Source organism: Aneurinibacillus thermoaerophilus (genome assembly GCF_900099925.1).
GTDB classification, from domain to species: domain Bacteria; phylum Bacillota; class Bacilli; order Aneurinibacillales; family Aneurinibacillaceae; genus Aneurinibacillus; species Aneurinibacillus thermoaerophilus.
The window spans coordinates 1-12896 of sequence record NZ_FNDE01000008.1 but is presented as its reverse complement, the minus strand read 5'-3'; the positions used below and the strand labels follow the sequence as shown (position 1 = coordinate 12896).

Genomic DNA, 12896 nt, shown 5'->3' with positions numbered 1-12896 from the left:
TTAATGTATCTATTTCCTTCACTTTTCAATATATCATACCCCGGTACTGTATACAACATTTTTCTGTTTGTTTATCATGATAAGAAAAACTCACGGGCATTTCACTGCTTATGTGTAAAGACGAAAAGCGCCAAGGACAGGCCCTTGACGCTTTCGCATCGCTTATTTTTGGCTATTTAATCGTGCTCCAGTCCAGTTCACCGAGGTTGCGGCTGTACGCTTTTAGCCTTGCCCGTACGCGCTCCGCTTCTACTCCTTTTAACGGCAGAGGCTGATAGTTATTTCTTTCCTTTACCGAAGAAATGGAACAAGGAATGATCCTGATCTCCTGTTCTCCTGTCAACGAGCCGTTTTTAACATAAAACGTCTGCTGAAAAATAAACGTATCTTTATCTTTAGGATTTTTATTGCCCCCAAACATAAAATTGCCAAGGCTGTAAACGATAAACTTTCCTTTGTATTCCTCAATTCCTTGCATTACGTGCGGGTGATGGCCAAGGACAAGATCAGCGCCCCGCTCCACAGCGTATCTGCCGAGCGCTTTTTGTGTCCGATTCGGATAATAACTGCGCTCCACCCCCCAGTGAAAGCTTACGATCACAATTTGTGTGCCGCGACCACGTAGCTCGGCAATATCACGGGCAATCGTCCGCTGTAATTTTTCGCTGTTCTCCCATCCTTCATACCCGAGCAGTCCAATTTTGATTCCTTTTATCGTCTTCATATATTTGTTGTCATAGCCAAAATAGCCAATATGATATTTTTGCAGATTCTTTATCGTATCCTCATATCCCTCCCGCAAATAATCATGCGTATGATTATTTGCAAGATTTACGGCATCAATGCCTGACAGCGTCAAAATTTGCACATATTCCGGTTTTCCCCTAAAACGAAATGTCTTCGTCGCTTTGGCGGTCGCTGTCGTCAGCGTCGTCTCTAGGTTGACAATCGTCAAATCGTCTCTATTAAAAATAGCCCGAATGTGCTTTCCAAAAAAAGCCTTGCCATTCTTCATCACTTCATGCTCGAAGCTAAACGGATACGGGTAGGCTTCGTCACGTCCAATTGTGACATCACCGGCGGCGCTTACCGTAATTATTTCAGTTGGTGTCCAACGTTCCGCTCCAGATTCCCTTCTCTCTTCCGGCTTGCGCAAATCAGCTGGTTTTATTGCTATTTTGGTCGTTTCTTTTACCTTGCTAATCTTCATTACGATAGCGGACACAGCGTACAGCAAAGTCGTAAAAAACGTAATCGATAATATGATGAATAGCGACGTTCGTTGCAGCTTCTTCACTCGTCTCCCCCACTTGCATAGTCATCCCATCTGTTCTTATTTATTTTATATTCACATATAGAACCTCATTTTTATACCTTCATGCTTTATACAAGAGTATGGGAGTTCGGACACCAGTACAACCATTTCTTTTCGTGATTTTTCGACAAAATAAACAGGCTTTCCGTATGAGTTGATTGTTTTAAGCGGTATAGTCACACTTGACTATATCCTCTTCAAAGTCGTATAATCACAGTCAGATTAGTCAAAAATAAATGACCTTTTTACATTCATCGAATCACTTTTGCTTTCTGGTAAACAATATAGATAACCAACCAGCGCTTTATAATAGGGCAATGGGCTTCTGATGGGGTGTGAAATATGGAAAATAAAAAAGCGTTGCCGCTTTTGTTCGTCGTAATGTTTCTTGTTATGGTAGGGTTCGGCATTATTATTCCTGTGCTGCCATTTTTCGCCGAGCGGGTAGGCGCAACGCCGGAACAGCTCGGTTGGCTGATGGCTGTGTACTCCTTGATGCAATTTCTGTTCGCGCCGATATGGGGACGAATTTCCGACAAAATCGGGCGCAAACCAGTAATGCTTATTGGCATCGCCGGCTTGTCTATTTCCTTCTTTTTGTTTGCTATCTCCACCAAGCTATGGATGTTATTCGCGGCCCGGATTCTCGGGGGACTCCTATCGTCCGCCAACATGCCAACAACGATGGCCTATGTCGCCGACATTACCACGCCAGAAAACCGCGGGAAAGGCATGGGAATTATCGGCGCAGCGGTTGGCCTCGGCTTTATCTTCGGCCCGGCTATCGGCGGGGTTTTCTCAAAAACCAGCTTAAACATGCCATTCTTTATCGCGGGGATGGTCTCAGCAATTACATTCTTCTTCGTCTTGTTCTTCCTAAGCGAGTCACTACCGGCTGAAAAACGAACGATGCAAAATACAGACACAAAAGAATCCCGCTGGAAAGCGTTTAACGGGCCAGTTGCCGTTTTGTACGTGTTGCAACTGTTCGTTTCTTTCTCGCTCGCAGGTCTGGAGGCGACATTCGCCTATTTTGCAGCGGCGCGTGCTGGTGTTGATACGACGCAACTGGGCTATATTTTTATGATTATGGGGGTGGCCGGAGCCATCGTACAGGGCGGTCTCGTCGGCCGATTGACAAAAAAATTCGGGGAAGGTGCTGTTATCCAGGCAGGTCTTGTTATTTCCATTATCGGATTTGGTCTCATCTTGCTTACGAACAGCTTTGTTACCGCCGCTATTTTCGTGACGATTTTCGGCATCGGAAATGGTGTCATCCGTCCGAGCGTTTCAGCGCTTGTAACCAAAAAAGCAAAAGGTGGCCAAGGCAGCGCTACCGGACTATTATCTTCGTTCGATTCACTCGGTCGCATCGCCGGCCCACCGATCGGAGGTGCGCTTTATTCCACACAAATGGGACTTCCATACATCTCAGGAATGCTCATATCAGCTGTCGCATTTATTTTGTATTGGATTTATATAAAAAGGGAACAAAAAAGTACAGTAACTATCTAATGTGTATATGTCATACAAAATCCTTCTTTGCTTTTGTGGAAGAGGGATTTTTTTTAAATTATTTAGTACGCAGTATTTTTGTACTATTTTATATAAGCGCAGAAATTCGGTGTATACATTAAGGCTTGCGACGCCAGAATCGCGGGGTTCGTTGCCCGTGCCTTTCGTCCCGCCAAACGTCCGAGAGAAATCATGAGAAAGCGGAGCGAGCGAGACGTATCGGCAACCCTTGACGAAAAGAATTCCGGTACGCGACCACTGTCCCGTTCGCATCCGCTGGATGTAGAACGGTTTATATAGAGGTGTATAGGGGTAAACTTCAAAAGTTTCTAGTAAAACAGGCGGAGGATTCGTGCGATGATTCGTTTTGTATGCTGTTCATGTTCGCTCACCGCAAGAGGAACATCAAGACCCAGACTCCAGCGATAAATCGTCTGTCCCGTATTCCGAATACGATCAACGCACTCCGGTCCCGAAGCATACAGCAAAATTCCGGTATCGGCCCTGCGTGCCGTCATATATGCTAGCATTTGGTACACATGCGGATGCTCCGCATATCCCCTAGCACGCTCTGTATATTTCGTATCAAGCACAATTTCCCGTCCGATCGTGTCTTGCAAAAGAATGTCAGGAATCACCACAAGGCGCCCGCCTTCCCCCAGCCAGTGCCGTGTCTGTATGCGCACCTTAATCCCGTGCGGCCGCAACTCCTCGGATAACAGCCGAGCGATATAGCGTTCAAATAATTCGTTCATATCTAGCACGAAACTTTCGCAATACACATGCCCTGCATGCATCGAGAGCCCCGCCGCCCGCCAGTACAGGCGCAATAGGCTCAGCGCATCCGCGTAATGCCGGTTAAGCCGTGTTATCGGAATGCGTTCCACTTCGACGAGCCGCTCCCGCGCTGACCGCGGACGTCCCCTTTGCTCTTCTGATTCCCGTCCCGCAACGAACAAGCGCATAAGTTCCTTAATCTCCCGCCTGATGCTCGCATCATGGTAGCTCCTTCTTTCCATATCGTACAGCGCGGCGTAAATCGCGCCATTCTCGGGCACTCGTTCCGTATGTTCGTCATACGTACAACCGAACCGATACTCCTGCTTACTCCACAAGCGCAACGTCTCCGGTACAGCGAGCTGACCGCGGACACCCCCCAATTTCTCCGTCCGCGACACATATCCTCTGCACAGGCCGCGTCGGACGATATCCCTGCATTCAGCAATAAACAACTTCACAAGCCACTCCAAGTCGCCTGGCTTTTCCGTAAATCCGCTCCTATCTTGATAAAAGCGAAGCGAACGAATGTCGTACGCCCGGGCCAGCCATTCCCATACGATATCCGCTGGCAGCTTAGGCTGAATACGTATGGAGGCATCCTTAAGTTCAATGCGCCCGATATGAGAGCCAGCCTTGAGCTCCCACCCCCCTCGCACGGACGGACGAAGCGTCAGCGCGTACGAAAATTCTCGCCGCAACATTTCAGCGCTTGCCGAGGCCAGCTCCACGCCCTCCAACGTTTCGTGTTCACGCAAAATATATTGCCGTTTATATTCCCTCATATCGTTCCTTCCTCTCAGCAAGCAGCGCTTCTAGCTCAAATTCATGCACCCGCTCCGGCTCGCAGATGAAATATTCTTCCAGATACGGAATAATTTCATACTTCCAAATGCGCCGTATTTTTTCCGCGGACAAACCGCGGTTCATAAAATAGCCATGACCAAGCCAAAAATCAAAATTCCCGATTCGCCGGTTCGCTTCGTGCACCGCTTCTGCAAGCCACGCTAAATCCGGATAATGTCGCTTCAGATAACGCTCTAGCGCCTGCTCTGTTTCATATGGGGAAAAGCGCGCGAACGGGAAGCGGCGCCGAAGGGCAAAATCAAGCTGCGATAGCGAGCGATCGGCCGTATTCATCGTACCGATGATATACACATTATCCGGTACCACCATTTTGCTTTTGGAATACGGCAAAGGCACCGGAAAGTTTCGATACTCAAGCGCGTACAGCAATTCCCCGAACACCTTGGCCGTGTTGGCCCGGTTAATCTCGTCAATAATCATAACATACGCGCATTCTCTATTCTCTTGCTTTAGCGCTTCATTGCACAGCTCAAGAAATACGCCGGGCCTGACTACAACATTCATGTGCGTAACCCCGTTTTCCCCTTCGACCACTTCCGGCCGCAATCCTTCGATAAACTCTTCGTACGTGTAGGAAGGGTGAAATTGGATAAGACAAACCCGGCGTTCGTTCTGAGCGATTACTTTTGCCAGACGCTGGGCGGCGTATGTTTTGCCCGTGCCGGGCGGACCGTACAAAATCAGTTGTTTCTTCTCGTGCAGCAAACTAAGCCATTCTTCCAGCGTCGCGCGCGGAAGATACGTATCTTCCGCCATGTCGTCCAGCGTATAGAATCGTGTCTCGTCTCCTTTGCGGGCAAGGTATGTCTCAAATTCTTTTAAAAACGTGTTTTCATCTTCCGTTTCAATCGTATACCTCTTCCGCAAAAAGCCTTCTTCGTTTTCTTCATGAATCGCGCAAATGTACTCTCCGGGCACATCCCATACAAAAACATAAGCGAACGTTGCATTCCCTTCGCTGCCCGCAAACCGCCAGATTACTTTGTCCCGGTACTCTTCGCCAAGTTCCAATTGCACAGCCTCAACCTCTTCCGCATTTGAAACAAGAAAACCATACTCCCTGAGCAAGCGCGTAAGCCGCTGGGCAAACCGATCCGCCTGCAAGCTTCCTTTTCCGGGCGGCGAGCTCTCTATCTCACCCGCGTGCCGCGCAACATAAAACAAAAAGTGTTGCAACTCGGGCAAACTCCATGTCTCGCCGCTTATTCGCCCGATTTCTTCACGCAGTTCAAACAAAATCCGGACAAACCGCATGTAACTTCCACTGTCAAACGGGCGCTCCTGTCCATCCGTATCATAAGCGAAATATGCCAGCGCGTCGCGGTCCGCGCGGTAATAGATAGGGTATCTTCCCGGGTCCTGCAAATTCCAAAAAAAACTCAGAAAAAACGTGGAAAACTTGACGGACGCACATTTTTGGGACGGATATCCTTTTTCCGTCGCCGCCTTTTGCGTCCGAAACACCGCGTCTGCGAATGCCTCCAGCTTTTCTGTGGTCCACCTATATCCACCCGTCCCTAACGCGGGAATTTCCGTTGCAGCAAGAAAAGCAGCGGTGAGCTCGTCCACCATACCAGCGGACACGGCTTGATTGTACAGTTGGTTGAAAAACATTTGCCCGGAAAAACCACTGAATCCCCAGATATTCACTTTTTTTCCGCCGATAACGTGCTTGATCTTCGTTTTATGGTCCAGCGTTTTTTTAAACTGTTCCAGCGTGATCTCACCTTGGCGCAGCCGCTCAAGCTCCGTGAAATGAGCGCGGAACGCCGCACGTTTTTCTTCCATTTCATCCGCCTGCTTCCTGCTTTCCGTATCCGCCAGGTACGCCTGTATCCATTCCGCCAGTCGATGAGGCATTGCTGCTTCCTCCTATTCTCTTAGCACGAATTTTGTCCGGCTGTACCCTTCTTTCGTCTTCTGCACCTCAAGCGTGGCCGGTATCGCGCTTTTCAGTTCCTGCACATGCGAAATGACCCCGATCATACGGCCGGAACTCTGCAATTCAATTAGCGTATCAATCGCTTTATGCAGGGATTCATCGTCAAGTGAGCCAAATCCTTCGTCAATGAACATCGTTTCAATCGAAATCCCTCCCTGGTACGCCTGAATAACGTCGGCCATCCCAAGCGCAAGGCAAAGGGAAGCGTTAAATTTTTCGCCGCCGGACAATGTCTTGACATCGCGCGTATACCCGGTATATCCGTCGTATACATCCAGTCCGAGCCCGCTCTGGCGTCCCCGTTTTTCAAGCCGATCGCTGCGCCGCAACTGGAACTGCCCGTTCGAAAGATTATACAGCCGCTCGTTCGCCATCTGAATAATTTTTTCCAAAAACTCAATCTGCAAATACCGCTCAAATGAAATTTTGTACCGATTCTCTCCGCGCACCACATCATACAGATCAGCGATGCACGCTCGCTCTTCTTCCACTGCCTTTACCCGTTCATTCGCTTTAGCGATATGTTCGGCGAGTTCATGCGCTTTATCGCGGCAGTTTAACGCGGCGCGGTGCGCGTCGCGCGCTTCGTTGCATTCCGCTTTAAGGCATTCCAATTCGCGCAAAAGCGCCTGCGTATCGAACCGCTCTTTACCGGCAAGCTCCCGCTCCAGCTCTTTAAGCTGCGCCATGACCGCGGTCTTCTCTGCGGCAAAGCGTTCCAACTCCTTCTTCATCCGCTCGCGTTCCGGCGCGGGCAACTTCGCTTCCCGATACGCTTCGACCGTCATAAACCCGGCTTCGAAGCGCGCTTCCGCAAACCGCTGTTCCGCCTGCGTGTTCCGCACGGCCGCTTCCGCAAGCAACTTTTGCGCGTGCTGCACGTTGCTACTTGCCTTAAGCGCCTGTTCGGATGCATGGCGGTACTGCTCCTGCGTACGCTTCCATTTCACCTCTGCTTCTTCCTTACGCTGTACCGCTTCCTGATAGTGCTTACGCAAAATATCAAGCGAGCGAAGCGGTTCCGGCACCGATACAAGCTGGGTCTCATATGCGGCGCGCTCTCTTTCATAGGCGATTCGCATCTCCTGCAACTCACGCTCCAGCCTGCTATTCTGTTCGGCCTGCCGCTCCCATTGTGCTTCGAGCCGCTCGTATTCTTGCCTCCGTTCAGCCAGCTTCATTTCGTCCCGTTCCAACGTCTCTACTTCTGCCCGCAGCTTCTGCCCTTCACGAACAAGGCCCGCATGCACGTCGCGTACCTCGTAAGGATCAAAGCCATAGGAAGCCATCTCTTCCGCGTATCCCTTCAATGACTCTTGCCCAGCATTAAGCCTGGCCTCAGCCGCACGAAGTGCTTTCTCTGTTTCATCACGCGCTTTCTTGGCCTCCTGTAGTTGCTCTTTCGTCGGAATGTGACCGTAGCTTCCGGCTTTTTTCGGATGTTCCGCGCTGCCACAGACCGGGCATGGCTCCCCGTCGCGCAGGTGCAGGGCAAGCAGGCTCGCCTGCCCTTCAATCCAGCGCCGCTCCAGCGCCTCGTATTCCTGTCCGGCCGCTGTGCACGCCGCCCGCTTCGCTTCTACTTCCCGTTTTAACGCAGACAAAGAACGTTCGCATTCCATGTATTTATCCACAGCGCGAAACTGTAACCGCATCTCCGCTAGACGCTCTCGTTTCCGGGCGAGCGCTACCACTTTTCCTTCCAGTTCCTTTATTTCCGCAAGAAGCGCAGCCTTTTGCTCCTTGGCAGCTTCCTGCCGACGCACGGCCTCTACTAACGATTCTTCAAGCTGTACAAGCTTTTGCTTTCGCTCCCGCAACTTGCCCTCTTTTTGGCTGAGCGCTTCCACCACCGACAGCATTTCCCGCATACGCTCCACTTCACGCGCTACGGTCTGACGTTCCGGCTCACGCGCTTCCTCCTGCTCATACGTCCGCTTTACCTGCGCGAGGCGCTCTTTCGCCCACGCTTCGGCTTCTCGCGCTCGCGCCAATTCCCGCTCCTTCTCCGCTTCTTCCCGCTGTGCCGACATCCAGTGCTCTTCATGCGCTTCAATTCTGCCTGCCCGCTCGGCGCAAAGGAGCCGTGCTTCCATGCGCTCCATCACTTCCGTCTTATTCTCCAACTCCTCCGCGGCCGCACGCTTCCTGTCTAGTTCAGCGAACCTCTCGTTTATGTTCCGCGCCCGGTGATAGGTTTCATTTTTTGTCCTGTAAGCTTCCTCCACCTGCGCCAGCCTTGCTTTATGTATCATTGCCTGCGTATCATGGTACGCATACTCTTCGGCAAGTCCCGTCATAATCTGGTGGATGTTGCGCGTCTCCTGTTCAAGCGCCACAAATAACAACGCACCCTCGCGCTCCGGCAAAAAAGCCGAAATCTGGCTAATGAATTTCTCCTGCTCTTTCCACGCTTCCACCACGCGCCGATCCGCTTCTTTCCGCCGGCGGTTCAACGCGTCTTCTACCGCTTGGTACGGCTCGGTTTTAAAAATCCGGCGCAAAATTTCTTCCTTGTTCTCCGTTTCGGATGTAAGCAACTTGCGGAACTCGCCCTGTGGAAGCATTACGATCTGGCTGAACTGATGCTTGGTCAAACCAAGCAAACTCTCAATTTTTTGGTTTACGTCGTTCACGGTAAACCGATCCACACACGGCACTTCCCCATCGCCTGTCACCTCGTACAGTTCAATCTGCGCTCCAGTCGCTGTTTTGTTTCCAGCTTTTACATGACCAAGCTGGCGGAACACGCGGTACGTCCGTCCGCGCAACTCAAAAATTAGTTCCACCGACGTATGTACGTCATCAGCGGCAAAATGGCTGCGCAAAAACTTGGCATCATTGCGCTCTTCACCGCTCGCTTCGCCGTACAGCGCGAAACAGATGGCATCAAAAATGGTTGTTTTGCCTGCGCCGGTGTTTCCTGAAATGACAAACAGACGATGTTCGCCCAATTCCGTAAAATCAATTGTCTCTTTGTGTTTATACGGTCCGAACGCTGTCATCGTCACTTTAATCGGCCTCATACTTTCTCCCCTTCTTTCGCGAACACTTCTTCAAGCACTTCGCGGAAAATACGCTCTTTCTCTTCCGTTAGTTCCATACCGCGAATTTCTTTATAAAACGCGCGGAATAAGGCAATATCATCTTTTTCCGGCTGCTCGATCCGCTCAGCGACAAGCTCGGTCGCCTGCCGCGCCATCAAATTTTGCGATACATGCATTGCATTTGGATATACGGTGCGCACACGTTCCATGGCGGAAAGCACCGGATTTTCATCCAACAGCTTTACGAACACATAATCGTCGCTTCGTTCGTGTGTTTCCAGTTCCTCAATGGTTGTGCTAACCGTGCGCATATCACGCCGGGGCACAAGCGGGCGCTTTTCGACACGTACCTTCCCCTGCCCGTCCAATTCAACAATATAGAACCCTTTCCTGTGGTGCTCTTCGGAAATAGAATACTTCAGCGGCGAGCCGGCATAGCGGATGACCTCGCTTCCGACGTGGTGCGCCTGATGCAGATGGCCGAGCGCAGTATAATGGAACGGCGCAAAATGACGGGCGTGAACATACTCAGCTCCGCCGATGGAAAGCGGACGTTCCGCGTCGCTCGCGTTTTCTACACCTTCTTCTTTTTCACCTGTAGGGGTGACAAACGCGTGACCGACGAATACATGCCGCGCTTTTGAATCCATATTTTCGACAATTCGCGCCGTAACCGCTCGCATCGCATCATCATGGGTACGAATCGTTTCATCCCCGAGCGCATGGCGAACCCGTCCCGGCTCGGCATATGGCACAAGGTAAAAATGCACCGGCCCATATTCATCGCAAAGCACGACCGGCTCGAACACAGCGCGAAACCGCCCGGCGATATAGAGGCCGTTGTCTTTCATAATCCGACTGCCGAATTCCAGCCTGTCCGGACTGTCGTGATTCCCTGCGATCGCCAGTACCGGGATGTTTAACTCTATGACAAGTTCGTTGAATACGCTGTTCAACAAATCAACCGCTTCAGTAGGCGGCACCGCCCGATCGTATACATCGCCGGCAATAATAATAGCATCCGGTTTTTCTTCGCATGCCGCTGCCACAAATTGACGTAAAATGTATTCTTGATCTTCTGTCATATGTACTGACTGGATAATTTTCCCCAAGTGCCAGTCGGCCGTATGAAAAAACTTCATGCTATCTTCCCGTCCTTTTCTCTCCCAATTATAAAAATAAAAGCAAAAGGCAGGCTACACGCCTGTCTTTCTCCACTGTTTTTCGCCTTCTTTTTTCCATTCTATCAAAATTTTCCGCAGCAAGACAGGCATATCTTCCACACAATCCCCCCCACTTTCCGGTCGCTTCCCTTCCTTCTATAATAAGAATGATAGAGTAAAGGAAAAACTAAAGATAAGGAGATAAACGCAATGGAATTCAAATTGGAACGCATTCATGACAAGATCGAATTCTTCGAGGCAAACGACCTTAAGACATTGGAGAGAAAAATCGACGAGCAAATCGAAAACAACAAGGCGCTGCTGCTGGAAGTACATTCGGTTACCCACCACGTCGCCTTCCATCCGGAAACCGGGCGTCCGCTTTACAGCGCTGTCGTTCATTTCAAAGCGAAATAAGCGCAAACGGAGTGCAACACAAGGCACTCCGTTTTTCCATTCATAAAAAAGAGACATCCTGATTTATTGTGTGTAAAAATAGCAAATAATAAAACATCAACAATGTATATTAGCCGACCAATTCCAATACCTTTTCTTCTGTTTCCTCTTTTTCAACCAACGCGTACGCCGGGAACGACGGATAACCGAACTCTTGAACGTCCATGCAAACTTGGCAAATGCATATGTCTTCCGTTTCTTTGCCGCAGATTACGCAATCTTTCATAATTTATATCCTCCTCACAAGGTACTTTCTTCTTCAAGTTTCATTGTAATACGAAGTTCTTAATGTGATGTTTTAATTTCTTAACATTTCGTTAAATATTCAATGAACATTATGTGTCAAATCCACATAAAATCAGCCATCTCAAAAAAGTCAGAATATATCCCAACCGGTTGACGAATAAATAAAAAATCAATATAATATCGAATTGTTAGTTATACTAATAATTCGAAAGCTCATTAATTAACCGAGGAAAAGGGCTGAAAAACGATGCAGGAAGAAACCAATATGCATACTCGCTTGTTGGAGGAATTAGAAGAAATTTTCCGCGTGCTATCCCGGAAAATCAACAGCAATTTGCACAAAAACACAGAATCCGGTCTCACAGGTTCCCAGGCGTTACTGCTGGAAATCCTGGAAACGCAGGGACCTAAACGGGTCTCGGATTTGGCTAACGAATTAAATATTACGCTTCCTTCCGTTACCGGGCTGTCCGATCGTTTGATTGCCGGAGGATATGTGGAACGTAAACGGTCGGAAAAAGATCGAAGAATTGTCCTGCTTGAAATTACGGAGAAAGGAAGGGAAACACTACAAAAAGCTCAATTAATACGCAAAGAATTGATGAAGAAGTTTTATGAGTGCTTATCTGCCCAAGATATCGAGGACTTAATCCGCATCTATAGCAAAATGCTGGCTAACATCAGATGAGGCGTATGAGGAGAAAGTTTGAAAAAATAAAAGAGCTAAAAAGGAAAAGGAGTAAAGCAATTGTTGGGTATACTATGGTAGATGATTTGTATAGTTTTATAAAAATTAGAAACAAAATTTACCATCTACAAAGAAACGAAGAATTCCCTATGCAGCTTGCAGCTGTTTTGGAATAAAATCCAGCGACTCTCCTGCTCTTGCTGCTTGATAGACAAATTCAATCCAGCTTTGGCTTTTTTTTACCCGCCATCGCTGTAATCCATCTAGAAGTGTAGCGTGTCCTGTAAGGATGCAAAAAGCAGCGGTACAAAGATAGCAGTGTCCAGAAACGATGAATTGCTTTTGTACTTCGTACTTGATAACAGTCAAACGAAAAATTACCCTTTATCGTTCGAAAGTATGTTTCAATTACCCATCGCTTGCTATAGTAGGATAGAATTTGTTCACTAGATAACGAAATATCTGTACTTAGAAAAGCTCGCATGTTTTTCAAGGTGAGCGACTCAGCGGCATCCCAACATAAAAACACTACAGCATTTTCAACCATGTTTAGTTTTCCTTCATAACGATAAACACGATAGGAAGTGTGACCGACGGTCACAAGGTCGGTATCACTTTTTCTAATATGGTTCGCAAATTCTTTCAATGATTGACGAATCCCTTGCGGATAAAAAATGCGATTGGTTTTTAAGCCGCTGATTACATGACATCCAGATTGTGCGGCTGTTTCAAGTACACTTTTGGCAGGATACCATGTATCAATAAGAAGATATTTCTTTTGTGAACAACGTGGTAAATTCGCTACAAGCTCACAGGCCAGTTGAATTTTACTTTGCTTCTCGGATTCATATCGTTTGAAATCATAGGGAATCACGCAATC

The 12896-nt window shown here is 48.6% G+C and carries 10 protein-coding genes; 3 read left to right on the top strand and 7 right to left on the bottom strand.

The window, feature by feature from the left end; translation table 11 throughout:
* Positions 1-172: 172 nt before the first annotated feature.
* Positions 173-1297, bottom strand: a complete 1125-nt coding sequence (locus BLR88_RS06145; protein WP_246615698.1) for a CapA family protein — start codon at positions 1295-1297, stop codon at positions 173-175.
* Positions 1298-1657: 360 nt separating this feature from the next.
* Between BLR88_RS06145 and BLR88_RS06140 the strand changes: the two genes are divergently transcribed.
* On the top strand, positions 1658-2830 hold the full coding sequence (locus BLR88_RS06140; protein ID WP_057898920.1) for an MFS transporter: 1173 nt from the start codon (positions 1658-1660) through the stop codon (positions 2828-2830).
* A gap of 329 nt (positions 2831-3159) precedes the next feature.
* Here BLR88_RS06140 and BLR88_RS06135 read toward each other — a convergent pair whose 3' ends face one another.
* The 4 genes from BLR88_RS06135 to BLR88_RS06120 are packed head-to-tail and all read right to left on the bottom strand — an operon-like array spanning position 3160 to position 10605.
* Positions 3160-4392, bottom strand: coding sequence for an McrC family protein (locus tag BLR88_RS06135; protein WP_091260193.1), 1233 nt, complete (start codon positions 4390-4392; stop codon positions 3160-3162).
* Positions 4379-6334: an McrB family protein gene (locus BLR88_RS06130; protein ID WP_091260191.1), complete on the bottom strand. Its 1956-nt coding sequence runs from the start codon at positions 6332-6334 to the stop codon at positions 4379-4381. Before BLR88_RS06130 ends, BLR88_RS06135 begins: the two co-directional genes overlap by 14 nt.
* 12 nt (positions 6335-6346) lie before the next feature.
* Positions 6347-9442 carry an AAA family ATPase gene (locus tag BLR88_RS06125; RefSeq protein WP_091260190.1) on the bottom strand — a complete coding sequence of 1032 codons (3096 nt, stop codon included), beginning with the start codon at positions 9440-9442 and terminating at the stop codon, positions 6347-6349.
* Complete coding sequence (locus BLR88_RS06120; protein WP_091260189.1) at positions 9439-10605, bottom strand: exonuclease SbcCD subunit D; 1167 nt, start codon at positions 10603-10605, stop codon at positions 9439-9441. The genes BLR88_RS06125 and BLR88_RS06120 overlap by 4 nt, the downstream gene beginning before the upstream one ends.
* A gap of 231 nt (positions 10606-10836) precedes the next feature.
* Here BLR88_RS06120 and BLR88_RS06115 point away from each other — a divergent pair, with 231 nt between their 5' ends.
* Positions 10837-11043: a YrzA family protein gene (locus BLR88_RS06115; RefSeq protein WP_057898925.1), complete on the top strand. Its 207-nt coding sequence runs from the start codon at positions 10837-10839 to the stop codon at positions 11041-11043.
* Between the two features lie 109 nt (positions 11044-11152).
* Here the strand turns inward: BLR88_RS06115 and BLR88_RS19425 are convergent, their stop codons facing one another.
* Positions 11153-11308, bottom strand: a complete 156-nt coding sequence (locus BLR88_RS19425) for a hypothetical protein (protein WP_156424046.1) — start codon at positions 11306-11308, stop codon at positions 11153-11155.
* A gap of 285 nt (positions 11309-11593) precedes the next feature.
* Between BLR88_RS19425 and BLR88_RS06110 the strand changes: the two genes are divergently transcribed.
* Positions 11594-12016 (top strand): MarR family winged helix-turn-helix transcriptional regulator, encoded by a 423-nt coding sequence (locus BLR88_RS06110; RefSeq protein ID WP_057898926.1) that lies wholly within the window; start codon positions 11594-11596, stop codon positions 12014-12016.
* A 217-nt stretch (positions 12017-12233) separates the two neighbouring features.
* Here the strand turns inward: BLR88_RS06110 and BLR88_RS06100 are convergent.
* Positions 12234-12896: transposase (locus tag BLR88_RS06100; RefSeq protein WP_139184924.1), on the bottom strand; the 663-nt coding region annotated here is incomplete at its 5' end.